The organism is Polynucleobacter sp. IMCC 29146 (assembly GCF_021395195.1).
Lineage (GTDB): Bacteria > Pseudomonadota > Gammaproteobacteria > Burkholderiales > Burkholderiaceae > Polynucleobacter.
Map to the genome: position 1 here is coordinate 16,458 of NZ_JAJVCR010000009.1, position 23,976 is coordinate 40,433.

The following is a 23,976-nucleotide window of genomic DNA, read 5'->3' on the forward strand; positions in this document are numbered from 1 at the left end:
ACAAACCCCACCAATTCTAGTGAGGGTTTGCTTTGCTGATGGGGCACTAGGTCTTGAACTTGGGACTAAATGGGATCTCTAGGGCTAACACCCCCTACAATGAGGAGATGTTGATACAAATCATAAACCTACTACTTCAAGTATTTGTAAGCATTGTCGCCGGAGCCTGTCTTTTGCGATGCTATATCCAATGGCTTGGATCTAATCTTGGGGCTGGTCAAATTAAATCCATTGGGTCTTATTTGTTCCCTCTCACCAATTGGATCATTCTGCCAATTCGCCGAATTATCCCTAGCCCAGGCCGATTCGACACTGCTAGTTTTCTTGCTGCCTATGTTCTAGTTTTAGGCAAAACAATTATCCTATCTTGGATATCTGGGCTAATACCTTTGACTGCATCTTCGCTGATTATTACCTCGATTGAGCTTTTAGACTTAACCATTTCAGGTCTCATTTGGCTAGTTTTTGCAAGCGTCATTCTCTCTTGGATCAGTGCTGGCTCTCCAATCCAATACCTTATATCTCTTTTAGTTGAACCACTTCTTAGGCCTATTCGACGAGCAATACCCAATCTAGGTTCACTTGATTTATCACCTCTCGTCTTATTATTAATTTTGCAAGTATTGCAGATTATTTTAAGTAATCTAAAGTAGAAAAAATAAATTGGCGTCACGCATAATGCATAAACTAGTTCGCCTTGGGTTTTTAATTCCCCCTGGCAACCCTAATGCTGAAGGTGAAGTGATTAAGATGGCGCGCCCAGCTAATTGAAACGCTAATTTGCCCCTAAGGAACATTTTTTATTCATTTGGGCACAAATTTTTAGTATCGATGCGGCTGCGGTTGAGGTACTTGATGCATCTCCATCAGCGGGGGCACTCGCTGAAATCATGATTTCAGCAGATTGGTCACTTAATGGAACAACTTTTAAGGTAATGCTTTTATTATTTTCTGACACTTTCAGTTTTAAAGTTGAAGCATCTTGAGAAACGAAAGTGATTGCTTGGTTTTGCTTAGCTAGATTAATTGCTGTTGCATAAACTTTACTTGCTGGGGCATTTAAAACAACCGTAGCCATTTGAGCTGCAGGCTTTCCATTTTGATCATCTTGAGTTAGTTGGTTAATCCGACCTTCTATATGCTTAGCAGCAAAAATCCATTGGGCTGATACTGGTTCACTAACTAAAAATAATGAGCTAACAACTAACCCCACTGTTGCAATTCTTAACGCCGGATCTTTGATGGCCATGGCTTCCCCTAATTAGAGCTCCATTATGACACCTACTTGAATCGATACCAATTTCCTAGATAAGCCCAAATTTGAATTTGTTGTACATCTGCTCTCCTTAGGTTAAAAGATGAACCCCTATTTGTCTCATAGTTGCTGACGTTGGACACCAAACCCGTCGCCAAGTAGCCCCAAAATCTGTTGCACACTTGGTGATTTTTGCTTATTTTTTTAGAAAATTTTCTACAGATTTACGGTGCTCGACAGAAGAAAAACAGATGCCTAGAGCCATGTTACTTAGGGAAAATATTTCATCAAGTGTCGACTCAAAACTTTGATTTACGATACGCTTACCCAGTACAAAGGCGGGCTTAGCAGTGTCTTTGAATGAATTCGCCCATTTTTCAGCATTCAATAGTAAATCACTAGATGCTGAGTAACGATCTGCAATACCGATTTTCATTGCCTCTTCAGATTTGATTCTTCTCCCTGAAAAAATTAGATCTTTAGCCAAACTCATTCCTACCCGTCGAGGCAAAAAATACATTCCACCTCCATCTGGAATAACAGCTCTCTCAATATAAGACCAGCAAAATACTGCATTTTCACTAGCGATGATGAAATCGCATGCCAATGCTAAATCGGCCCCCAATCCAAAAGCTGGCCCATTTACTGCTGCAATCATTGGCTTTGGCATATTGTGAATTAGGGTAATTAATCTCTGAATTTCTTGATGCCGCTTCCAGCCTTTCATGGCTATTTCCCCGGGCGGTAACTCTAGTCTTTTAGCCATCACCTCAATATCACCGCCCGCACAAAAACTAGTCCCATTACCACTCAAAATAACGGCATGAATTTTTTCATCGATTGTTATTGACTCAAGGGCAATAAGAAGCTCATGCCTAATCTGGTCATTCAATGCATTATGCTTATTTGGTCGGTTAAGAAAAATAAGCGCTACACCATCCTTCATTTTTAAATCGATACATTCATCATTCATAGCTATGTCCTTATTTAGATAAATATTTAGTAATCAACTTAATATTTCCTACTGATAAAAATTCTTCCGCTATCTTTCTCAATATTATGTTTTGCTTCTAACAAGTGAGGAATGATAGTTTGATGTATCTTTAGTTCGGTCAACTTTGAGCCACTTAATGTGCAATTTAAAGCGACAGCCGGATCATCGCTACTTCCAACCCTCAGCGGCACAGCTACAGCATAAACTTTTGACTCCCAATCCCCAAGACTAAGGCAATAGGAATTATTTGCATAAAATATTTTATCTCGATGAAAGTGATGTAAATCTTTACGGTACTGTATTGGGTAAGTAATTTTTAATCTATTCAGAATAGCGAGTTGATCTTTTTCAGAAGATGAGAGCAATAGCGCACGTCCTATCGAAGTTGTTAAAAGGGGTCTACTACTACCAATGTCAGGCTTTAAAAAATTCCGTCGATCAAGACGCATTGCATCTATATACACAACCTCAAGACGCCCAAGCATCCCTAAATTAACCGTCCACTTAGTTTTAGATGCTAATTTCTCCATATGAGGGCGCGCCAAATGACGAATTTCCATTCCAGCTAACATGGGATAGCCCAGCATCAAAACCCCCGGACCAAGCCGATACTTTTGCAAGCGATCTACTTTTAGTAAGTATCCTAATTTTTCAAGCGTATAAGTTAAGCGTGAAACAGTTGCCTTGGGGAGCGAAGTTTTTTCACATAACTCTCGATTCCCTAATAATTGATCAGCCGGATTAAATGCCCTTAACACCTCTAGGCCCCTACTAAGGTTAATTGCAAACTGACGATCGATCATTTCTTTACCCCTCTTCAAGAACTTAGATCCTCTTTATGGTCATTGGGGATCACAATATATTCTAACAACTGTTTCGCTAGGCGAAACACACGGATAGCCCTAATTTTCTCTGATTCAATAGAATTGCTTACTAAAACGCACTTAAATCAATATGCACACGCCACAAATACATAGTAGTAATAAAGGTCCTTTATCTGGTGTTCGCATTCTGGATATGGCCACCGTTATTGCCGGTCCATTTGCAGCGACGCTGTGTGCCGACCTAGGCGCTGAAGTCACTAAATTAGAGTTGCCTGCGAGCAATGATCCCTTAAGAACTTTTGCCCCAATGAAGGATCATCATTCTTTATATTGGAAAGTCACTAATAGAGGTAAACAAGGCATTACTTTGGATGTGCGCAAACCTAAGGGACGAGAAACTTTTCTAAGGATGCTGCCCCTTTTTGATGTTCTAGTAGAAAATTTTAGAACTGGCACCCTCGATCAGTGGGGGCTTGATATCAAAACCTTACATCAAGCTAATCCGCAACTTATTATTCTTCGTCTCACTGGGTTTGGCCAAACTGGACCCTATGCCAGACGGCCAGGTTTTGCTCGAATATTTGAGGCGATGAGCGGCTTTACAAACCTAACGGGAATGGCAGAAGGCCCCCCTCAGCACATGAATTACCCATTAGGAGATGTAGTTTCTGGCCTATTTGGAGCCTTTTCTATTGCGGCCGCTTTAGTTGAAAGCTCTCAGTCGAAAAATAGAGTCGGTCGAGAAATCGACCTGTCAGCAACCGAAGCAATGATGCGCCTACTTGACCCTCTCGCAGCTGAATATGAACAATTAAATTACATTCGAGCGCGCACTGGATCACGGGCGACATATACGGCGCCTTCTAATATTTACAAAACATCAGATGATGTTTGGATTAGCGTCGTAGGCTCATCCGAACCAATATTTAAGCGGTTCTGCTCTGCAATGGGAGTGGATGAATTAGCAAACAATTCTAAATTTTCTAATAATCAGTCGCGCCTAAAAAACTTGGATGAATTAGACCAAATTATTTCTAACTGGTGTTCTTCTCAGACTTTTGAACACTTAGCAGTAATTCTTAACAAGAATGAGGTGCCCTTTACCAAAGTTTATGGGATTGATGATGTATTAAATGATCCCCACTTTAAAGAACGTAAAGCCATCATCCGACTTCCCGATGAAGATCTGGGCAGTATTCCAGCGCCTTGCATAGTGCCGCGCTTTTCTGGCGTTGCCGAATATATTCCCCATAGCGGCTCAAAAACTGGTGCGCACAATATTTCTTTTTATTCTGAACTTGGTTTGAGCAACGAAGAAATTTCCCAACTAAAAGCTGACAAGGTTATCTAAAAGGAATATTGCATGCATAAAATTAAACTTAACTCTCTTAATGAATTAAAAAATTGGGTTGGTAAACAACTTCCTCCCTCCGATTGGCAGACGATTACTCAAGAGCGTATTAATTTATTTGCTGAGGCTGGCGGAGACGATCAATGGATACACGTAGACCCAGTAAGAGCAGCAAAAGATTCTCCCTATGGAGTCACTATTGCTCATGGTTTTTTAACCCTCTCATTATTAAGTCGTTTTTTTACAGATACTGTTCTCATCGATGGCGTTACCCTATCTATTAATTATGGAACTAACAAAGTTAGATTTACGGATCCAGTTTTAGTTAATGCAAGGGTTCGCGCTCATTTCACCTTAATGTCTTTAGAGGCATTTAAAGGGGGCGTACAAATTATTTGGAATGTTTCTATGGAACAAGAAGGTAAAGAGCGGCCTTGTTTAATCGCAGAATGGGTAAGTCGACGGTATGGGGAATTTAGTAATGAAGCTTCGTAGTGCATTTCACTATTTTGATTAAGGAGGCACTATGATTCGCAACCCAAACGAATTCTCTTCTTTTTTAGATTCACTAAAAAAATATTGCAAAAATAAGCTTATTCCTCGAGAAGCAGAGGTTGCCTTACGCGATGAAGTACCCACTGATATCGTGAGCGATATGGCTGAGTTTGGACTATTTGGATTTTCAATCCCAGAGGCCTATGGTGGATTTGGCATGACTACAGAAGAACTAGTCTTAGCTGCAATAGAACTATCTCAATGCTCTGTTGCCTTTCGTGCGCGGGTGGGGACCAATACAGGAATTGGGTCGGAAGCATTAGTTGCTGATGGATCAGAATCACAAAAAGCATTATATTTGCCTAGATTAGCTAGCGGAGAAATTACTGGCTGCTTCGCTATTACCGAGCCTGACGCGGGTTCAGATGCAGCCTCTTTAAAAACTTCGGCACGTAAAGATGGGGGTGATTTCATCCTAAATGGTATTAAATGCTTTATTACTAATGCACCTATTTCCGATCTTTTTACGGTCATGGCAAGAACAGATCAAAATAAGCCTAAAGCTGATGGCGTCTCTGCCTTTTTAGTAGAAAAAAATACACCGGGCCTTACTGTTGGCAGTCCATACAAAAAAATGGGGCAAGCAGGATCCCCAGTTTCAGAAGTATATTTTGAAAACTGCCGCATTCCTGCTAGCAACCTTATTGGGGTAGAAGGCGCAGGCTTTAAAACCGCAATGAAAGTATTGAATAAGCAACGCATCCATTTGGCAGCACTTTGTATTGGTCCTGCTATTCGAATGTTAGATGAAATTGTGAAATATACATCCCTTAGAACACAATTTGGTAAGTCCATCGGCGCCTTTCAGTTGGTGCAAGCCATGATTGCAGATTGTCAAACCGAAATTTATGCCGCTAAAGCACTTGTTTTAGAAACCGCTCGCAAACGAGATGCAGGAGAAGATGTCACGATGGAGGCCTCCATTTGCAAATATTTTGCCTCTGAGATGTGTGGAAGAGTTGCCGATCGATGTGTGCAGATGTTGGGGGGTTATGGCTATATTGCTGATAATCCGATTGAAAGATTTTACCGAGATGTTCGTCTATTCCGCCTTTACGAAGGAACAAGCCAAATACATCAACTGAATATCGCTAGAAATACGTTTAAACATGCTGGACTTTCCCTGAACTAATACTCTTATTTTGGAAAAATTATGAAAATCAAATTTTATTCAACTATCGTCTTTTTACTCGGCTTAGTTAGTCCCATTACAACTTGGGGACAAACAGCTAACTACCCCAATCGCCCTATTAAAATCATTGTTCCTTATGCTGCTGGTGGTGGCACTGATTCTGCAGCAAGAGCAATTAGCCAAAAATTAGGGCAATTACTTGGCCAACCTATCATTGTTGAAAATAAACCTGGAGCTTCTACGCAAACTGGTACCCTTTCAGTCGTCAAAGCTCCTGCAGATGGCTATACCCTATTGATGGGAACAGCCAACTTAGCAACGAATGTGGCCTTGTTTGATAAATTGCCATACGATGCTCAAAAGGATTTAATACCGGTTAACCTCATAACTAAGGTACCTGTTTATATCTTCGTACCTGGTAATTCTAGTATTAAAAATGTTCCTGATTTAATCGCTCAATCGAAATTAACTCCTAATGGCTTATCTTATTCATCACCAGGAAATGGCAGTAGCGCACATTTGGCGGGTGAGCTTTTTAAAAGCGACTCAAAAAGCAATCTTCAGCATATCCCCTACAAAGGAAGTTCAGAGGCAACGACGGCCCTCATTGGGGGTCAAGTTCAGCTAAGCTTTGATAATTACGGCCCAGTAATGGCTCAAGTCAAGGCTGGAAATGCAATGCCAATAGCAATTGCTATGCCGGCAAGGTCTAGTTTTACGCCCAATGTACCCACTTTGAAAGAATTTGGTTATCCAATGGAAGCATATGCTTGGTGGGGAATTTTGGCGCCTGCCGGAACCCCAAATCCCATTATTGAGCGGCTAAATAATGCTATACAAACTGCTCTAAAGGATCCTGAAGTACGTGATAACCTCCAAAAACAGGGGGTCGAGATTATCGGTAGCACCCCAACTGAATTTGCTGACCACATTAAAGCAGAGACTATTAAGTGGTCACAGGTTACCAAGCAAGCCAATATTAAAGCTCAATAATATGCAAGGCATTTTTAAAGCTTTTCGCCTTCACTCCATTGACGGTGTGGTCACTAGAAAAATTGAGTCCATCCAATTGGATTCTTTGAGTCCTGGCAATGTGATTATCAAGGTGGCATTTTCTAGTATTAACTACAAGGATGCACTCGCTTCAAAAGGTCTTAACAATATCGTACGTGAATGGCCAAGAATTAGTGGCATTGACCTAACTGGAATCGTTGTCGAGTCACATGATTTACGCTTTAGCCCAGGAGATGAAGTATTAGTAAATGGCTGCGGAATTGGGGTTGATCATGATGGTGGTCATGCAGAATACGCGCGAGTGAACGCAGATTGGGTTATGAAGTTGCCGTCAGGCCTCACTCTACTTGATGCTGCCACTATTGGTGTTGCTGGATATACGGCAGGGCTATCTTTAGACTTAATGGAACTAAATGGTCTAAATACCCAAGGCGGTCCAATCCTAGTAACCGGCGCAACAGGAGGTGTCGCTACTATTGCCATCGATATGTTGTCTCAAAGAGGTTACCAAGTTACCGCCATGAGTGGAAAGCCGAACGAGACGGCATATCTTAAAAACCTTGGTGCCTCAGAAGTCATTGGCCGCATTTCGCCAGAGAGCTCATTTAAACCCCTTGAAAAAGCCCAATGGGCTGGGGCGATCGATTCTGTCGGTGGATATACCCTATCTTGGCTTACTCGTGTCATGCAAACAAGCGGAATAATTGCTGCCTTTGGAAATGCTGGTGGAGCAGAACTAGATACTACTGTTGTACCCTTTATTCTTAGAGGAATACGTTTAATAGGCATTAATGCTAATTCTCCCATGAATATAAGAGAAAAAATCTGGAAGAAGATTGCCAACGAATATCGCCCTACCCATTTAAAAGAAATCGCCAGCATAATTGGCATAGAAAAGTTAGCACATCACCTAGATCTCACCTTGGCAGGAAAATCAAAGGGCAGAATAGTAATTGATATGACTAAATAAGATTTGCAAATTAGAAAAAAGAAAGCTAGGAGCCAATATGAAGCGTCGAGAATTTCTCATTACTATCCCCAGCATTGGTCTTTACCCTTTAACATCTTATGCTGAAGCAGGTTTTCCAAGTAATTCGATCAAAATAGTTTGCCCCTACGCAGCAGGTGGTGGTCCTGATATTCAGTTGAGACAAGCAGCGCCTTATCTAGGAGAAGCTTTCAAACAAACAATCATTGTTGAGAATAAAGTTGGGGCTGGCGGAGTGCTTGCGACTCAATATGCGGCCCAGTCAGCGCCTGATGGCTATACACTTATGCTTGGATCAAACATACAATTAATTCAAAAAATCATTAAGCCAGAAATTTCAATTAATCCATTGGCGGATTTTGCACCCATTAGTAATATGTACTCTTTCCCAACAGTGATGATGGTTGCTGCAGATTCGCCTTACAAGCGAGCTGAGGATGTGATCGCTGCTGCCAAAGCTAACCCAGGTTCCATGAACTATGGATCAGGCGGTATTGGAACTTCAGCGCATATTGCAGGCGCCACCTTCGTCACACTGAACAATTTAAAGGTAACACATATCCCATTAAAAGGATCAGTAGAAATTGCTACATCTCTAATTCGAGGTGATACACAGTTTGCATTTCCTATAGCGGGAACAGCTGTTCCGTTGGTAAAGGGTGGAAAAGTCCGTGCACTAGCTGTGACGAGTAAAAATCGACTAGCTCAATTACCGGAAGTTCCAACCCTCAATGAGATTATGAAAAATGAACTGACAATTCAAGAATCATGGTTTGGAATGTGGGCTCCGGTCAAAACACCTCGAGATAAGATCGACACATTATTTCAAGGAATCACCAAAGTCCTGAATATCAAAGCCCTTAAAAATACCTATGAAGATGCTGGCAATTTAGTCACACCAAGTCAAAGTCCGCAAAGCTTTGCCCTATATATGATTAACGAAAATAAAAAATGGGCTGAAATTATTCGCCTTACCGGCATAACCGCTGAGTAACAGATTGACTAAACTAGTCACCTTGACACTTATAAACCATTGAATTAATAAGGGTTTTAAGTGGAACAACATTCTTTTAATTCGTTGGTCGTGGGATCCTACAGTCTTTTGCTGGCCTAAATATACGGTTGCATGTTTTAATAATATTATATACAATATTATCAATCGTACTATTAAGGAGGTTATTATGGGTGCTGTTGTAGCTAATGACTTAAAGACCAAGGGCATCAAAGCAATTGAAGATGCTTTGCTGGGCCAGCTCGAAGCATCCGTCTCTGTGCGTGGACAAGTAAAGTATGTGGTGATGAGTCAGCAGCAATATCAATATCTTCGCGAATGCGAGCTTGAAGCTGCACTAGCTGAATCTAAAAGTGACTTGGTACAAGGTCGCTTTGTTAAAGAAACAGTGGCTCAGCATATTAAACGCCTAAAGCAAATCAATAAATCTGCATAATGATTTGGCAGTTAATCTTTACTGAGCAGTACAACAGGCGGGCGGCTAAGTTCTTAAAGCGTCACCCCGATGTAGAAAGTCAATACGCCAAAACATTAGAGTTATTAGAACTCAACCCACATCATCCTTCACTACGCCTGCATGGCTTGACTGGAAGACTAGACGGGTTACAAAGTATTTCCATCAACTTGAAATACCGCATCACCATTGAAATGATTATTACTGAAAATGAAATTGTTCTGATCAATGTTGGCGATCACGATGCAGTGTATTGAGAGAAGTGTTAGGCAACTAGAAAATAAATTAATTTTTCCTATCTTGAAACCAGATGCTTAGACTGCCCTCAGTTAATCTTATTACGACACTTAGCAACCATTACTGCAGCTAGGCCATCATCAAACCGAAGTACTAAATCCTCATAAATGACGAGTGCCTCAACATAAGAGCCATTCATATAGAGATCAAATGCTTTCTTGGTAAAGATGCAAAGCTCTTTTTCAATCTCTGTTGGGGCGGTTTCAGCATCGCCATCCTGAATCCCCATTAATTCATAAATAATTAACTCGCCCTTACGGCCTTTGACGGTAATTTGGTCAATTGGCCTAACCCATAATCTTTCACCGGCCTCCTTAAAGAGGGAGTGGCTAATACATATGTCAGTATTAAATTCTTTATTGATACCCTCTAGGCGTGCTGCTATATTGACTCCATCGCCCATGACGGTATAGCTTAAGCGCTCAGCTGAGCCAATATTACCCACCAAAACCGCATCAGAATGAATACCAATGCGCACGACTAAGGGGGGCTTTTCTTCTGCAACTAGTTTTTCATTTAAGAAAACCATGCGTCTTTTGGTCTTAAAAGCAGCTACGCAGGCATGGTAGGCGTGATTTTGATCCAATAAAGGGGCGCCCCAAAAGGCCATGACTGAATCGCCAATAAATTTATCAATTGTTCCGCCCTCTTCCTTAATGGCATACGTCATTAACTCTAAATACGAGGAAACTCGTAATAGTAGCTCTCTGGAAGGGGTGATTTCAGATAGCGTGGAGAAGTCTTTTAAATCTGAGAATAAAACAGTGAGATAACGACTCTCACCACCTAGCTCAATAGCTTTGCCTGAACTTAACAGGTCATTGACAAGGTCCTTAGGTACATAGGAAGTAAAGGCAGCTATTGTCGACTTTAACCTTTTGATAGCATTAGATAATGTACTAATTTCATAAATACTAGAGGTAACCTGTGGATAATCATCACTTTTAAAAGTGAATATATTTTGAATTTCAGTTGTGAGGGATTCTAAAGGTTTAGATATCAGTTTCGAAAAATAGAATGTCAGAAATGTAATTAAGATAAATGCAAAGATACCAAAGATAATTAACCTTTGATTGATTATATTAAGCTCAGCCATAAAATCATCTAGAGGAACAACTGTCATGACGATCCAAGGCTTTATATAATTGGCAGGAAAAGAATTAAAATTTGCAAGATAGGGAACTTTATTTTCCCCAAAAGTAAATTCAATCTGTTTCGATCCAATTTGGTCATATATTTTTTTAGCTACCGAAGCAGGAGATGAATCTAGATCTACAATCTTCCTAGGTACTAAAGTATCTTTTTCTTTAATAAAACCTAAATTTACTTCAGGGTGAACAATTACATCGCCCTGTTCGTTAAAAATAATAGTCTGACTATTTTTGCTAATTTTATTTTTGAGTAAAAAATCAGCAAATGATGCAACTTTAACTTGAGCAGTGACGCTTCCTAATAGTTGATTACTGACTGTAATAGGATGGCTAATGCTAATAACTGCTTGTTTGGTGCTATTAGTAAAATATGGGTCCTCTATTAGAGGTATATCAAACTTTCCTTCTGAGAAATTTTTAGTTATGCCTTTATAAAAAGGTCTTTCTCGAGGATCATATTTGTTTGGGGATGTGAACTTTGCTATCACATCACCCCAGGACTTAAAAAAGGTATAGGTAGACTCTCCATTCTGATTTTTACTACGATCAATCACCCAACTCACATATTGTGATCCATCCGGAGGAACACGTCCTGCAATGGGAATGGCCTGATTAGTCCTTTGTACCTGTCTAAATGAGCCATCTTTTGAAGATAAAAAATAGCTTACTACATTTAAATTATTTTCTAAATTAACAATACTATGCTCAGTAATCTTTTCTTGATTTATCAACTCAGGATTGGAGGCAACCATCTTTGAAGTCACTCTTACCGCATCCACTATTGGATCAAGAAATTCAATTAAACTATGAATTGATTCTTCGTTTGCCCTCACAACTAAATTAATTGCATTTTGCTTATAGATTAAATAGTTAGTGCGATAAGAATAAAAAATAAAAGTAATAAATGCAGGAATAATTAGCATTAGAAATATAACGCTTATGCTAATCCTTAGATTTATATTTTGTTTTATAAAATTTGGTAAAAACTTTTTATCTTTGCTCATAAGAAGAATATTTAATAAAGCCTATTTTAAGATCAGATTTTTGTAACTGAAATAGTGGTTTGATCTTCCCTTTTTTCACCAGCAATCAACTTAGGCATCATGCTACCAGCTTTTCCGTTCCTAGCGGTTATATTGAGGAGCTTGGCTGATGTTTTATGTAAATTCATGCATAAATTAGATCAGTTTTAGAGACAAATTAATAGAGTGTGCTCCAGAGCTTTACACACGCATTTTCATCTGCTCTGCTAATTGCTCCGCCTGCTTAGTAATGGCGCTCGCGGCTACGACATCGCCCAAACTGCCCATTGTGGCTGGACCAATTAGCCACAAGTTCTCCCATGCTTTTTGATTCGAATCGAGCACTCGGAGATTGTTGTCTACTGCAATTGATTGCTGTAGATCGTCAGGTATGGCAAGTTGGCTAGTGATCAAATTGCTCAATAAAGGATCGACCCCAACACCCGTGCAATTAATTATTCTCTCACCTACTGCCTCGTAACCATTATCTAGTAGCACTTTAATATTAGGTTCAGCACAGCTAATTAGCTGTGCTCGACCCAAGATGAAATGAATCTGATTTTTTGCTCTTAATTGCTCATAGCTAGCAATGGTTTGAGGTGAGGCCCGAAAGCGGTATAAAGACCAGATCCAACCTACCCGTTTCAATAAAATAAGACGCTGTTTAGAAGAAAATTGCTGCCAAATCGTATTTAAATTAACCCTCAATTCTTCCCAAGAACATTGCCATTCTGAAGTAGCTGCATCAACAGAGGGAAGATACTCACGCATAAACCGGATAAAGCGTCGTGGGCTTAACTGCTTAGGCCATTTAGGCTCCTGCTGTCTTTGCCACGGCGCTTGAACTGGAGGAAAGATTTTTCGTGGGCTAATTACATAAAGCATGCCGCGGTGACCCTGCTCTACAAGCGCGTTTATCGCATCAAGCGCCGTTAATCCGCCGCCGAGCAAAATAATATCTTCATGAGATCCTACTTCTTGCAGATACTCGCCGGCCCATGGATTTTCTACCAGATGAGTATGAATCCAAGTTGGGGAAGCAAGCTTTGTATTTACATTACAAGGCCAGCTAGGTGGCGCATTACCTGTTGCAATAATGAGCTGTTTAGCGATGAGCTGATCCTGATTACTTAGACTAAGAGTCCAATCATCTCCTCTACGAAGAATTTGCGTAACCTTGGTGGGGATACGTTTCAGTTGCCGCAAACCTAATTCATGCGACACTAGTTCAGAAATATAACGGCCAAAATCATGCCGCCTATAAAAATATCCAGCTGTCGTTTTTGCTTCTGGGTCATGAATATGGCTCTGTGCCCACCTTGCAAAATGCAAAGGATCATCTGAAAAAGTAATGAGTAGATCCTCGCGAACATTAAGCCGATACGATTGGCTCGCACAGGAATAGGCATTTCCGCGTCCGATTTCTCCTGGCCCAATAAGAGTAATAGATGAAGCAGGGACTCCCTTGCGTAAAAGATGGATAACCATGATGGCGGCAGCAAATCCGTCTCCTACAATTACAATTTCATTCGATTTATGCAATAGCTCTTCTTTTTCAATTTAATGTTAATAATATATTTCGCTTTTAATGTGATCGATTCTTAAACTGGGATATTCGAGAAGCATTAATCATGCAAAATAAATTTCTTACGATTCTTCTAATAAAAAACCCCCACCATTTCTAGCGGAGGATTACTGGTTTAGCTCTTGATAACTCTAAGACTTATGAAACACTTAAAACTTATATCCTACGCCAACCAGGAAATTTAAAGTGCTCATCCCATTGGTGCCAGAGGCTGTTAAGGTATCGACAGCCCCCGTACCTGTAGCGCCAGTATTTACTCTTGCACTAGTAGAAACAGTTTGGTTGCCGTAATTTGCATAATTTACTTCGCCAAAACCATAGAGACCGCCTGAAATGATTTGCTTATATCCAAGACCCAATGAATAGCCAGTGTAATTAGACGATAAGGATGTAAATTGCTTGTACTGCGCGCCGCTATAACCAACCTTCAAATACGCTAAGCCATTCGTGCCAACCACCATGGCAGGAGAGAGAAAAATATTATAAGAATAGTTTTTTTGGTAATAATAATTTCCCGAACTATAAGTTGTACCTCGTATGCTCCCTGACTCCGTATAATTTTGCGCGCTACCTCCTAAGGTATATTCGGCGCCGACGCCTAATAAATACCCTTTAGCAATATCGGCGTAATAACCCACCGAACCTGTGCCAATTAAATAACTTGAATTTCCCATGGATGAGTTAGCGGGAATGGCGTATCCATTAAATGCGGCTGAGCTACTAACTGAACTTGGCGATGATTGCTCATATCCAATACCAAGCTGCCCAAATGCGCCATTAAAGCTTGAAGCTTGTGCATGCACTGCACCAGCGCTAAGTATTAGAACTGATCCTAAGATAGATTTATAAAAATACATTGTGCTCTCCTCTTGTTATTTTTTTACTTATTTTTACCCATAAGATATGGAAATTCTTAGTCTAACTGATAAAGCAATTTTTAACTTAAGCCGTAAAACTCCTTCGCCCCCTTCAGCAGCAAATCAAACTCTTTAAGATTGGGCGTATTTGGATTGCCTCCCTCAATAAATGTGCCGCCTATAACCCCAATATCTTTGGGTGTTGAGTTAGCTAAGCGTTTAGGAAAAATATAGAACGAGCGTTTTACCTTTTGATTCGCCTCAGTCTTGCCTTCGCCAAAGTAAACCAAAATCATATAATTCATGTTTTGTGGTATTTGATTTTTTAGCATAATTAAATGCCCTTGAACTGGCACTACTTCGGCATCGTTTGCTAATTGATTTGATCCTAGGCCGCTACAGTTAAAAATAAATTTTTGCTGAACCTCTGCAAAAGAATTAATTTTCTTTTTAACAATTTTAATCTTGTGAGCCTTAATATATTGGTGCAATTCTCCCATCAGGGTAGCTGTATCCATATATATATACCATCGTCATAAACCACCATGGGTCTGGTGGTGCCGTTTCCAAAATCCAATATCACCTCTTTTGCTGGCTGCATAACAACTCCAACATAGGGCTCTAATCCTGAGTCTTGGCGATTATTAAAATAAGTTGGCACAATTAATGCGCCCCCTTTAAAGTCTTTATTCTTATTTTTAGCAATGCCATCGTAAAAGCGATAAGCTTCTACCCCGATTCGGTCGATGGTGACCTGCATCTCAGGTGAATTATCCATCGATACTGGCGCGAGTAGACCGCCAGCATTATGAGAAGTTAATGAATCGACTCGATCAGCATAGATAGTAATATTGCTAAAACCCCGCTTGTTTAAATCATATGCCGTGAAAAGGCCAATTACGCCGGCGCCAATGATGGCGATAGGCGTAGCTTTATTAGCAAGGTCCATCGCATACTGAGAATTGATCAGTAGCTCGTTTACATAGTTTGCAGAACCGGGGCCTAAAGTCCAACCACTGCCCCCATGGCCATAATTATGGGCAATGATTTTATTTCCCTCTTTTACTACACTTAAATTAGGTGAGCCATGTCTCATGGGGCGGTAGCATAGAATTCGCTGGCCTAAATAAGCGTCATTAAAATTCGGTGGGGTAATTTTGCGAATGTCAGGAGTGCTCCCGAGTGCCGAGTTGCCAATTAAGGCAGCAACTCCAACTGCGGACGATTGTAAAAAGTAACGGCGAGATGAATGACTCATGCAGCGACCTTGATATAATTTAAAAAATATAGAATAAACTATTTTTATCAAATTAATTCTTTAAATTCCAATGAAAAAAGTCATTTGCAGTATTTACTTTCTAATTTCTAGCTTGTTTTTTCTACAGCTATTTAGCCCCTCGGCCTTAGCCGTAAACGTATCTGAGTTGAACAATAGTTCTAAAACAGCCCTCACTAATTTACTGAAAGAAAATGCTGAAGCGAGAAAGTTAAATGCATCGGCAATAGCTGTTCTGGTCTTTCCAGTAATTACTAAAGCAGGCTTTATGATTGGTGGCCACTATGGTGAAGGTGTGTTGTGGAAAAAAAATAAGCCGACTGCTTACTACAATACTGCTGGCGGCTCATTTGGATTACAAGCTGGAGCTCAACAATATGGCTATGTGCTATTTTTTATGAAAGAAAGTGCGCTTGACGCGCTTGATTCGACTCAAGGCTTTGAAATTGGTACTGGTCCGAGCATTGTCGTCGTCGATCAAGGATTTGCGACATCAATGACTTCTATCAACACACAAGTTGATATTTACGCATTTATCTTTAGTCAAAAAGGATTGATGGCTGGCATAGGCATTCAAGGCAACAAAATTACCAAGCTTGACCAATAAAAGAACGGAACAAGACCCCAGTGGAGCTGGTTTTAACTCTGTAACAATAATGAATTTTGGGCATTGACTGACAGTACTTATCTCTGCAGCTTAGCCTGTGTTTACCAGTATTCCGCTGGAGGGGATTTCCCCCGATCTCACCAGTTTGTCTCTGGCGGTTAACTACGTATTACTTTTGAGAGGCCGGGCATCCTTGACAATAGCCTATTGGTTCTAGCTCCGACCTCTTGGTCAGAACGAGTCCTGACCAGAACCTACACTGTATCTGAATCATTGCTAATTGTCAAGTAATTTAGTCAAGTATTTGCAGAATTGAAGACATTCAGTAAGGCCTTAAACATGTCCATATTTTTTTAACGCTTCTGCAAGACTAAGTCCGCTGGCAATTTCAGTGCGAATATTTTTCTCGATCACAGTTAAACGCTCTGCCTCGATTAAGACACTTTCTACTATCTCGACCGGAATCACAATGCCACCATCTTCATCTGCCAAAATGAAATCGCCAGGGCGTACGGTTACATTGCTACCATCATGGCCACGAAGATAAACTGGTATCTGCCAAGCATTCACCTTCCATCTTCCTATTGATTGGACTGAGGTTTTATAGCGTGCAAATACAGGAAATTGATGCTCTCCAAGCCAACGCACATCACGAATGCCCCCATCAAGTAATGCGCCTACACACCCTCTTTCCTTCATGCCGAGCGCAATTAACTCGCCAAAATAACAAATGCCTTCGCCATTGCCGCTCCACACGCTAATCTCGCCCGGAGACAAGCCTTGACATGCTGCCATCTTATCGGCATCACCACCTTGAGCATAAGGAGTCATTTGCCCTCGAATGGTATAGGCCCACCCTGCCAAGCGCTTGCAAGTTTCAGGGTAAGGTCTAAAGTCAGCCGCTAATCCTTGCTGCAATAAATTCAGATTATCTAAAACATCAGCAACATTTGATGTGTCCACCTCTAAATACCGTAAGCGAATCGATTCTTTTTGTTCCGCAGTTAAATTCATTTGAAGCCTTTATGAAACCTATTAATAGGCATGATTTTAAAATCGCTTAAGTTCCCACCTGAAAGTGGGAGGTGAGCTTTCTTAGCATTGCAACTACACTCTGTGCCACGATACGTCCAGTGCGTGGATTTTCAGAGGGAATATTTTCCATCGTCATACTAAATTTTGCTGAATCTGAATCAACCGTAATGGTATGAGTATTGTGCGTCACCGTCGGATCAGCCCAAATTTCTAAAAATGTATTATCTGGTCCGATACCAGCTAATGCTAGTGCCACAACCACGTTCAGATTAGCTGGAAATCCCTTAGCTGCTTCTTTGGCATTCCCGGTAAATACTTTTAGAGGCTCTGTTAAGCCCTCTACAGAAATACGATTCTCAATTAAATAAGGTGCGCCCTCAAGACCCTTAGGTGGTTTACGGGTAATCATTCGCACAGAATGAATTTTGCCTTCGGCAGCGGCAACCATGGCATCTAAGCCAATTAAGGCGCCAGTAGGTACCATAATTACTCCACCAGTTTGCTTAGCCAATTCAACTAAATCAGGTCTAAACAAAATTGCGCCAACCGATAATACTATTGCTTTCTTTTGTTGCCTTAGAAATGGGCCAATAATATCGCCCAAGAATTCAGCTGGTGCGCACTCCACTATCACATCTGCGTGTGGTTCTAGTTCGTCGATACGCAATACCTTCACGGGGTGTGCCAATGTCTTCACAAAGGCTTGCGCTTTATCGTGATTCTTAGCCGAAACTGCAGTGAGCTCAACTCCTGGAACGACTCCTGCTGCTAATTTAGTCGCCAGTGATTTTCCAATTGCCCCAAGCCCAGCAATAGCTACGCGGATTTTTTTAGGTGTACTAGTCATCTTGCTATTCATTCAAAAATAATTCATTAACAGAGCCGCGCAAATCCATCTCAAACTCCAAGCCCGCGACAGGTGGTCTTGCAAAATGCCAACAAAGTCCATTCGGTATTAAATCAGGCTTAGATAGTAACTCTCTCACTAAATCAGCAATATTATGAATCGAATAAGCTTGTACTTTAGTAACATCTTGCCATGTCAAATCCAGTGCCGTTAATCTAGAATTCATTTCTGCAATAACGAAAGCCATTTTTTGTCTGAGGCCAGCCTGCGAGATATCGCCATAAGCAATGATCCGATCCCTATAAGGTTCAGCGCCCTTTCTCGCGTCACCGCCGCCGGATAAAACAAAACTAGTTTTGGACAGAGGATCTGGCACGGTATAGGTAAAAGCCAACATGGAAACGACTTGTGGAACATGATGTTCTGGGCATACATTGGTTCGGGCAACAGGATTAATAGCGCTCTTCCCATCTACTGGGGCTTGATAAATTCCCCAGGCCGCCAATTGTTTAACATACTCCTGATTAAATGCAATAAAGCCTTGATCATCGAATTGCTGAGGTGAGCGCAGTTCACAATGAGCAAAAGCAGTCATTGGGCGCCCTATCTGACGCAAATGTTTTTCGATTGCGCTAAAGCCATCCTGCAAGGGTATGGCGCGCTCAAAGCGAATTTGCTCAAGGCGATATGTAGGAAGCGCGGCTACTCCTGCAGAATATTGAAAAACACTAGGCAGGTAGCGATAATTGCCTGCTGTAAATTCGATTGCTGAATTCATGTTCTGCGCTAATCAATCGTCATACTAGAAGCTTTAACAATTTGAGCATACTTAGCAATTTCAGCCTGAATATGCTCGCCAAATTTTGCCGGTGTACCGCCAATAATTTCTATACCGCGCTCGGAAAAACTCTTTTTAATAGCGGGATCTTGTAAAGCACGATTAATTGCACTATTGACTTTATCTACGGCATCCCTTGAAAGGCCTACGGGAGCAACAATACCGTACCAAGAATCGGTCTCAAATTTTGGAAAACCTTGCTCGGCAATAGTTGGAATCTCAGGGGCTAGTGGTGCAGGAGTTAAATAGGTAGTACCAATCGCCTTGAGCTTTCCTGATTTAATATGCGGCAAGAAATCGGGTAGATTGCCGAACATCATATCGATATTACCCGCCAATAAATCGGTTAGGGCTGGACCTTGGCCCCGATAAGGAATATGCACAACATAAATTCCGGCTTGGGACTTCAGCATCTCACCGGCGAAGTGTGCTGTAGTGCCATTACCAAAAGAACCATAAGATAGCTTTCCTGGATTCTTTTTGGCATAAGCAATAAGTTCTTTTAAATTATTCACCGGCAAACCTGGGCGCACAGCCAACACGTTTGCAGTTTTAGCCATCAAAATAACCGGCTGTAAATCCTTATTTAAGTTATAAGGTAAATTCTTCACCAAACTCTGATTTACCGTAAAGCTATTAGCAACGCCACCAACAGTATGGCCATCAGTTGCTTTGGCAGTAGCATCTACTCCAATTACCGTTCCCGCTCCAGGTTTGTTATCAACAATGATAGATACACCCAAAACCTTTCCCATATCTGGTGAAATGGCGCGAACCACCGAATCTAATGTACTCGCGCCACCTGGAAAAGGCACAATAATGCGAACGGCTTGCCCATTTGGCCAAGTGCTAGTCGTTTGCGCATGACTAAGACCAAAATACAAAGTACAGAAAAAAGTTAATAAACCAGTAAGGCCGATACTAAATTTTTTAATCTTCATGTTTTCTCCGCTTTGATTAGCCTATAGTTTAGCTTCTCAATTGAGACTATGCGCTGACTTAAATTGATTTAGGCTTTATCAGTATCTACAAAAGGGAAACGCGCTTTCGCTTTGGTTGCATGCTCGCCATGCTTCAGCCCCCCACCCCGCACATAACGGATGTCATCATTTGCCTGCGCCTTCCAATTCCAGCGATAAGGGTCTGCCCATGCTTCATCCGCTGCACGAATGAATAGACGTCGTGCTTGACTTTGGCAAACTTGCTGGTGAATTTTTTCAGCATCATAATCCTTGGCCATCATCGCTAGCAATTCATTTAAGATTTTTTGTGAGCCTGTGTCGTTAGATAAATCATTTAATTCATCGGGATCAGCGAGCAAATCAAATAGCATCGGAGGATGACCGCCAGTATGAATTAGTTTCCAGCGTCCATACTTCAACATTCGTAAAGGCCCTGGAACGCCTCCAGCCGTGAAGTCAGCGACCGCAATATCTGGCCACTGAGGATCATGGCCTACTTCAAGTATCTTTCGTAAAGAATGCCCCGCAAGATTTTCAACAGGGGAAATATGTTCTTCTGCATATTCTCCACATATATCTAGTAAAGTTGGCAACAAATCTACTAGGGAAACATTCGAGTCGATGCGCCGTGGGATAAAGTGGTTTGGCCAGGAAATCATTAATGGGACTCTAACTGACCATTCATACATACACATTTTGAACCACATCCCGCGCTCACCTAACATCTCACCATGATCAGAAGTAAAAATAACAATCGTATTTTCATCCAGCCCTGCGCTTCTCAGCGTTTGCAATAGCTCGCCTATTTGCCGATCAATCCAACTTATCATGGCATAGTAAGCCCGCCTCGCTCTAATAACCTGCTCTTGCGAAACTGGCATTTGATTACGTCGGTGATTGTAATAAAGGCCTAAACTCGCCGGATCCAATTTTTCTGGAGGTAGCTCTGCCACTTGAGGCAAATTAATTTCAATGCCTTCATACAGATCCCAAAACTCTTGCTGTGCATCAAAAGGTGGATGAGGATGCGTATAAGAAACAGTTAAAAAAAAGGGTTTATCATCGCTCCGATTTCGAGCGTGATCCCAAAGCCATTGTTTAGCTTGATATTGCACCTCTTCGTCATAGTCAATTTGCAAATTTCTTAAACATGGGCCTGCCTCTAAAACTGGTCTCATACTCACTCCAGCCGGATTTGGATCTGTAGGGGGTCTACTCCAATTAGCAGTCCAACTAAAGTCCGCTGGATAAATGTCGGTAGTTAATCTAGCTTGATAGCCATGCAGTTGATCAGGGCCAATAAAGTGCATCTTTCCAGCTAGGGTCGCGCTGTACCCCAATTTTCTTAAATAGTGTGCAATTGTTGGTAGCTCAGAGTTTAATTCCGCACCGTTATCCCAGGCACCGATAGCAGTTGGTAAACGCCCAGTAAGTAAGGACGCTCGAGCAGGGGCACATAACGGCGAATTTGTATAAGCAGAATTAAATATCACGCTTTTCTCAGCTAATGCCGAAATATTAGGAGCCTTTACAACCTCATTGCCATAGCTTGGCAAGGCCTGAGGAGCTAACTCGTCAACCATAATGAGTAAAACATTAGGTGCTTCTTTTGATTTAGGCATCTAGATTTCTTTAAGAGAATGAATTTTAGTCGTCGGCTAATGCTGCGTAATACTCTTTTAAAAAGTCAATTTCCTGATCGTCCTCGACCTTAACAATAATCTTTTTTAAATTTCCATTGAAGGTATTGGGGCAGGAGTAACTCTCGCTAACGGGGCTGCCATCATCGCGTCCACAGTGTATTCCTGTGGCATTAGGCAATAAAGGCCACATTCTTTCCATTGTCAAACTAGCTACCTCAATACCATCGCATGACAATGTACCGCTGCCTGCTAAAGAACCGGTTTTTTTAAAGCCGAAGGAAACATGATGCTTACCTGCAGAAAGTTTTGATGGTGACTTTAAGATTAATCGTCGCTCATCACCGCAGTTATATTCATGAATTAATTGATTGTCCTTAATAAAAAGTACGTATCCGCCAAAGCGTCCGCCTGCGGCAAATAAAACTCCATTAGTCCCATGCTCATCAATCTCAATCTCAGCCTCAATTTGGTATGACCGATTGGCAACATTGGGAGCAGATAATCTATCTACGCGTGCCATACCTGGATAATAAGTATATATTTTTCTACTGGTAGCTTTTAAGCTTGCTGCAGTTCTTTCGCGGTCGCGATCATCGAGTGGAAGCACCGAATACTTCTCCGCTTCAGACCACCATAAATCTATTAACATCTTCAATTTTTCTGGAAACTGTGACGCTAAATTATTACTTTCAGAAAAATCATATTCAACGTGATAAAGCTCCCATATATCAGCCTCAAAATCGGTCCCTTTTTTATGCCGAGTTACCGCCTTCCATCCCTCGTGCCAAATGCCTCGATCGCCTAACATTTCAAAATACTGGGTTTTTTTCTGCGTGGGTGCTTGAGCATTATCAAACGCATAAACCATACTTTTCCCATGGATGGGAAGCTGCTCGATTCCCTGATGATTTTGAGGGGCATCAATATTTAATAACTCAAGTACGGTAGAGACAAAATCCACGCAATGGTGATATTGTCGTCTAATACCGCCTTGATCTTTGATTTTATTGGGCCAATGAATAATTAACGGATCTCTAATGCCTCCACCAAAGGTATCCATCTTGAACCATTTAAGTGGAGTATTGCCAGCAAAACCCCAACCTTTCGGGTAATGATTATAGGTATATTCACTGCCTAACTTATCAATATTGGCAATTAATTCTTCAATTGGCTCGTCAACAAATGCATAGTGTTTGCGAATATTAATATTTCCATGATCGCCACCTTCATCACTTGCTCCGTTATCTGAGAGGACAACAAATAAGGTGTTGTCTAATAAATTCATCGACTCTAAATAATCAACTAATCTACCCACCTGCTCATCGGTGTGCTCTAAAAAACCAGCAAATACCTCTTGCATGCGAGCGCAAACCCTTTGTTCATCGCTAGATAAAGAATCCCATGCTATGACCTCATTATTTCTTTCAGTTAAGACGGTATCTGGCGGAATAATGCCTAATTCAATCTGCCTCTTAAACCATTTTTTACGAATCTCATCCCATCCACAGTCATACTTCCCTTTGTAGCGCTCAATATATTTAGGTTCTACATGATGAGGAGAGTGGCAGGCGCCCAATGCAACATAACTAAAGAAAGGCTTTCCAGGTGCTGCGCATTGCTGGTCACGAATTAATTCAATCGACTTGTCAATTAAATCCTCGGTTAAATGATAACCAGGCTTAACCGGTCGAGAAATTGGATGATTGTCGCAAAACAGCTCTGGATTCCAATGGTCTGTCAATGAGCTTAAAAAACCATAATACCGATCAAAACCCCTAGCTAATGGCCAGTAGTCAAAAGGGCCTGCTGCTGTGGCATCCGTCATACGCATGAGATGCCACTTCCCCAACGCATGCGTGTTATATCCATGGGGCCTAAGCATATCTGCTAGTGTCGCGGCTCGCTTAGTAACTTGACCCTGATAACCTGGATACCCCGTACACCACTCAACAATTGTCCCCATGCCAGCAGCATGGTGCTGTCGCCCAGTGAGTAAAGCTGCTCTGGTGGGCGAACACATCGCAGTGGTATGAAAATTCGTAAACCTTAAACCCTTGGCTGCAAGCGCATCGATCCTGGGGGTATTAATATCCGAGCCATAGCAACCCAAATGCGAAAAACCTACGTCATCTAAAACTAATAAAACAATATTTGGATGATCTGGTGAAGCTTTTTTTGCTTCTGCCCAATGTGGCTTGGAATCACGGTATGTCTTACCAATCGATCCTGCGAATTTTTCAGCTGGCAAAATTTCTTCCATTGAACTATGCTCTTGAA

Annotated in this window: 24 protein-coding genes; 10 read left to right on the forward strand and 14 right to left on the reverse strand. The window is 41.3% G+C overall.

Annotation, left to right across the window (positions count from 1 at the left end):
• Positions 1-107: 107 nt before the first annotated feature.
• On the forward strand, positions 108-653 hold the full coding sequence (locus tag LZT22_RS10525) for a YggT family protein (RefSeq protein ID WP_233925178.1): 546 nt from the start codon (positions 108-110) through the stop codon (positions 651-653).
• A 122-nt stretch (positions 654-775) separates the two neighbouring features.
• On the opposite strand, the gene LZT22_RS10530 is transcribed toward LZT22_RS10525, so the two are convergent.
• From LZT22_RS10530 to LZT22_RS10540, 3 genes are all read right to left on the reverse strand, one after another.
• Positions 776-1,249 carry a hypothetical protein gene (locus LZT22_RS10530; RefSeq protein WP_233925180.1) on the reverse strand — a complete coding sequence of 158 codons (474 nt, stop codon included), beginning with the start codon at positions 1,247-1,249 and terminating at the stop codon, positions 776-778.
• Positions 1,250-1,451: 202 nt separating this feature from the next.
• A complete protein-coding gene (locus LZT22_RS10535) occupies positions 1,452-2,228 on the reverse strand; it encodes an enoyl-CoA hydratase/isomerase family protein (protein WP_233925182.1) in 777 nt (258 codons plus the stop codon).
• Positions 2,229-2,266: 38 nt separating this feature from the next.
• On the reverse strand, positions 2,267-3,052 hold the full coding sequence (locus LZT22_RS10540) for an IclR family transcriptional regulator (RefSeq protein ID WP_233925183.1): 786 nt from the start codon (positions 3,050-3,052) through the stop codon (positions 2,267-2,269).
• A 151-nt stretch (positions 3,053-3,203) separates the two neighbouring features.
• On the opposite strand from LZT22_RS10540, the gene LZT22_RS10545 reads away from it, so the two are divergent.
• The 8 genes from LZT22_RS10545 (at position 3,204) to LZT22_RS10580 (ending at position 9,836) form a co-directional block, all read left to right on the forward strand.
• Positions 3,204-4,424 carry a CaiB/BaiF CoA-transferase family protein gene (locus tag LZT22_RS10545; protein ID WP_233925184.1) on the forward strand — a complete coding sequence of 407 codons (1,221 nt, stop codon included), beginning with the start codon at positions 3,204-3,206 and terminating at the stop codon, positions 4,422-4,424.
• 12 nt (positions 4,425-4,436) lie between these two features.
• The gene (locus LZT22_RS10550) at positions 4,437-4,919 is read left to right on the forward strand and encodes a MaoC family dehydratase (RefSeq protein WP_233925185.1); all 483 of its coding nucleotides are present in this window, start codon (positions 4,437-4,439) and stop codon (positions 4,917-4,919) included.
• Positions 4,920-4,950: 31 nt separating this feature from the next.
• The gene (locus LZT22_RS10555; protein ID WP_233925186.1) at positions 4,951-6,111 is read left to right on the forward strand and encodes an acyl-CoA dehydrogenase family protein; all 1,161 of its coding nucleotides are present in this window, start codon (positions 4,951-4,953) and stop codon (positions 6,109-6,111) included.
• A gap of 21 nt (positions 6,112-6,132) precedes the next feature.
• Positions 6,133-7,104 (forward strand): tripartite tricarboxylate transporter substrate binding protein, encoded by a 972-nt coding sequence (locus LZT22_RS10560; protein WP_233925187.1) that lies wholly within the window; start codon positions 6,133-6,135, stop codon positions 7,102-7,104.
• Position 7,105: 1 nt separating this feature from the next.
• A complete protein-coding gene (locus LZT22_RS10565; protein WP_233925188.1) occupies positions 7,106-8,095 on the forward strand; it encodes an acryloyl-CoA reductase in 990 nt (329 codons plus the stop codon).
• A 37-nt stretch (positions 8,096-8,132) separates the two neighbouring features.
• Complete coding sequence (locus LZT22_RS10570) at positions 8,133-9,107, forward strand: tripartite tricarboxylate transporter substrate binding protein (RefSeq protein ID WP_233925189.1); 975 nt, start codon at positions 8,133-8,135, stop codon at positions 9,105-9,107.
• 187 nt (positions 9,108-9,294) lie between these two features.
• Entirely contained in the window at positions 9,295-9,561 is a 267-nt protein-coding gene (locus tag LZT22_RS10575; RefSeq protein ID WP_233925190.1) for a hypothetical protein, read from the forward strand.
• Positions 9,561-9,836 (forward strand): hypothetical protein, encoded by a 276-nt coding sequence (locus LZT22_RS10580; protein WP_233925191.1) that lies wholly within the window; start codon positions 9,561-9,563, stop codon positions 9,834-9,836. Before LZT22_RS10575 ends, LZT22_RS10580 begins: the two co-directional genes overlap by 1 nt.
• Positions 9,837-9,904: 68 nt before the next feature.
• On the opposite strand, the gene LZT22_RS10585 is transcribed toward LZT22_RS10580, so the two are convergent.
• The 5 genes from LZT22_RS10585 to LZT22_RS10605 all read right to left on the reverse strand — a co-directional run bounded on the left by LZT22_RS10585 (position 9,905) and on the right by LZT22_RS10605 (position 15,749).
• Positions 9,905-12,031 (reverse strand): adenylate/guanylate cyclase domain-containing protein, encoded by a 2,127-nt coding sequence (locus LZT22_RS10585; protein WP_233925193.1) that lies wholly within the window; start codon positions 12,029-12,031, stop codon positions 9,905-9,907.
• Between the two features lie 219 nt (positions 12,032-12,250).
• Positions 12,251-13,591 (reverse strand): FAD/NAD(P)-binding protein, encoded by a 1,341-nt coding sequence (locus tag LZT22_RS10590; RefSeq protein WP_233925194.1) that lies wholly within the window; start codon positions 13,589-13,591, stop codon positions 12,251-12,253.
• Positions 13,592-13,783: 192 nt separating this feature from the next.
• Positions 13,784-14,491, reverse strand: a complete 708-nt coding sequence (locus tag LZT22_RS10595) for an outer membrane beta-barrel protein (RefSeq protein WP_233925195.1) — start codon at positions 14,489-14,491, stop codon at positions 13,784-13,786.
• 80 nt (positions 14,492-14,571) lie between these two features.
• Complete coding sequence (locus tag LZT22_RS10600) at positions 14,572-15,009, reverse strand: hypothetical protein (protein WP_233925196.1); 438 nt, start codon at positions 15,007-15,009, stop codon at positions 14,572-14,574.
• Complete coding sequence (locus LZT22_RS10605; RefSeq protein WP_233925197.1) at positions 14,991-15,749, reverse strand: FAD-dependent oxidoreductase; 759 nt, start codon at positions 15,747-15,749, stop codon at positions 14,991-14,993. Before LZT22_RS10605 ends, LZT22_RS10600 begins: the two co-directional genes overlap by 19 nt.
• A 70-nt stretch (positions 15,750-15,819) precedes the next feature.
• Between LZT22_RS10605 and LZT22_RS10610 the strand changes: the two genes are divergently transcribed.
• Positions 15,820-16,374, forward strand: a complete 555-nt coding sequence (locus LZT22_RS10610) for a YSC84-related protein (RefSeq protein WP_233925198.1) — start codon at positions 15,820-15,822, stop codon at positions 16,372-16,374.
• 333 nt (positions 16,375-16,707) lie between these two features.
• On the opposite strand, the gene LZT22_RS10615 is transcribed toward LZT22_RS10610, so the two are convergent.
• The 6 genes from LZT22_RS10615 to LZT22_RS10640 all read right to left on the reverse strand — a co-directional run bounded on the left by LZT22_RS10615 (position 16,708) and on the right by LZT22_RS10640 (position 23,959).
• Positions 16,708-17,388 (reverse strand): RraA family protein, encoded by a 681-nt coding sequence (locus LZT22_RS10615; protein ID WP_233925200.1) that lies wholly within the window; start codon positions 17,386-17,388, stop codon positions 16,708-16,710.
• Positions 17,389-17,434: 46 nt separating this feature from the next.
• Positions 17,435-18,256: an aspartate dehydrogenase gene (locus tag LZT22_RS10620; RefSeq protein ID WP_233925201.1), complete on the reverse strand. Its 822-nt coding sequence runs from the start codon at positions 18,254-18,256 to the stop codon at positions 17,435-17,437.
• Between the two features lie 4 nt (positions 18,257-18,260).
• Positions 18,261-19,034, reverse strand: a complete 774-nt coding sequence (locus tag LZT22_RS10625; protein ID WP_233925202.1) for a hypothetical protein — start codon at positions 19,032-19,034, stop codon at positions 18,261-18,263.
• 8 nt (positions 19,035-19,042) lie between these two features.
• A complete protein-coding gene (locus tag LZT22_RS10630; RefSeq protein WP_233925203.1) occupies positions 19,043-20,035 on the reverse strand; it encodes a tripartite tricarboxylate transporter substrate binding protein in 993 nt (330 codons plus the stop codon).
• Between the two features lie 68 nt (positions 20,036-20,103).
• Positions 20,104-21,678 carry a choline-sulfatase gene (gene betC, locus LZT22_RS10635; protein ID WP_233925204.1) on the reverse strand — a complete coding sequence of 525 codons (1,575 nt, stop codon included), beginning with the start codon at positions 21,676-21,678 and terminating at the stop codon, positions 20,104-20,106.
• A gap of 25 nt (positions 21,679-21,703) precedes the next feature.
• A complete protein-coding gene (locus LZT22_RS10640) occupies positions 21,704-23,959 on the reverse strand; it encodes an arylsulfatase (RefSeq protein ID WP_233925205.1) in 2,256 nt (751 codons plus the stop codon).
• Between the last annotated feature and the right edge of the window lie 17 nt (positions 23,960-23,976).

Bases quoted from the DNA above. Each gene is read 5' to 3' on its own strand.
- LZT22_RS10580 (WP_233925191.1), top strand. From the start codon at position 9,561: ATGATTTGGCAGTTAATCTTTACTGAGCAGTACAACAGGCGGGCGGCT.
- LZT22_RS10570 (WP_233925189.1), top strand. From the start codon at position 8,133: ATGAAGCGTCGAGAATTTCTCATTACTATCCCCAGCATTGGTCTTTAC.
- LZT22_RS10640 (WP_233925205.1), bottom strand. From the start codon at position 23,959: ATGGAAGAAATTTTGCCAGCTGAAAAATTCGCAGGATCGATTGGTAAG.
- LZT22_RS10595 (WP_233925195.1), bottom strand. From the start codon at position 14,491: ATGTATTTTTATAAATCTATCTTAGGATCAGTTCTAATACTTAGCGCT.
- LZT22_RS10565 (WP_233925188.1), top strand. From the start codon at position 7,106: ATGCAAGGCATTTTTAAAGCTTTTCGCCTTCACTCCATTGACGGTGTG.
- betC (WP_233925204.1), bottom strand. From the start codon at position 21,678: ATGCCTAAATCAAAAGAAGCACCTAATGTTTTACTCATTATGGTTGAC.
- LZT22_RS10615 (WP_233925200.1), bottom strand. From the start codon at position 17,388: ATGAATTTAACTGCGGAACAAAAAGAATCGATTCGCTTACGGTATTTA.
- LZT22_RS10535 (WP_233925182.1), bottom strand. From the start codon at position 2,228: ATGAATGATGAATGTATCGATTTAAAAATGAAGGATGGTGTAGCGCTT.
- LZT22_RS10630 (WP_233925203.1), bottom strand. From the start codon at position 20,035: ATGAAGATTAAAAAATTTAGTATCGGCCTTACTGGTTTATTAACTTTT.
- LZT22_RS10530 (WP_233925180.1), bottom strand. From the start codon at position 1,249: ATGGCCATCAAAGATCCGGCGTTAAGAATTGCAACAGTGGGGTTAGTT.
- LZT22_RS10555 (WP_233925186.1), top strand. From the start codon at position 4,951: ATGATTCGCAACCCAAACGAATTCTCTTCTTTTTTAGATTCACTAAAA.
- LZT22_RS10610 (WP_233925198.1), top strand. From the start codon at position 15,820: ATGAAAAAAGTCATTTGCAGTATTTACTTTCTAATTTCTAGCTTGTTT.
- LZT22_RS10550 (WP_233925185.1), top strand. From the start codon at position 4,437: ATGCATAAAATTAAACTTAACTCTCTTAATGAATTAAAAAATTGGGTT.
- LZT22_RS10625 (WP_233925202.1), bottom strand. From the start codon at position 19,034: ATGAATTCAGCAATCGAATTTACAGCAGGCAATTATCGCTACCTGCCT.
- LZT22_RS10545 (WP_233925184.1), top strand. From the start codon at position 3,204: ATGCACACGCCACAAATACATAGTAGTAATAAAGGTCCTTTATCTGGT.
- LZT22_RS10620 (WP_233925201.1), bottom strand. From the start codon at position 18,256: ATGACTAGTACACCTAAAAAAATCCGCGTAGCTATTGCTGGGCTTGGG.
- LZT22_RS10605 (WP_233925197.1), bottom strand. From the start codon at position 15,749: ATGAGTCATTCATCTCGCCGTTACTTTTTACAATCGTCCGCAGTTGGA.
- LZT22_RS10560 (WP_233925187.1), top strand. From the start codon at position 6,133: ATGAAAATCAAATTTTATTCAACTATCGTCTTTTTACTCGGCTTAGTT.
- LZT22_RS10525 (WP_233925178.1), top strand. From the start codon at position 108: ATGTTGATACAAATCATAAACCTACTACTTCAAGTATTTGTAAGCATT.
- LZT22_RS10585 (WP_233925193.1), bottom strand. From the start codon at position 12,031: ATGAGCAAAGATAAAAAGTTTTTACCAAATTTTATAAAACAAAATATA.
- LZT22_RS10600 (WP_233925196.1), bottom strand. From the start codon at position 15,009: ATGGATACAGCTACCCTGATGGGAGAATTGCACCAATATATTAAGGCT.
- LZT22_RS10540 (WP_233925183.1), bottom strand. From the start codon at position 3,052: ATGATCGATCGTCAGTTTGCAATTAACCTTAGTAGGGGCCTAGAGGTG.
- LZT22_RS10575 (WP_233925190.1), top strand. From the start codon at position 9,295: ATGGGTGCTGTTGTAGCTAATGACTTAAAGACCAAGGGCATCAAAGCA.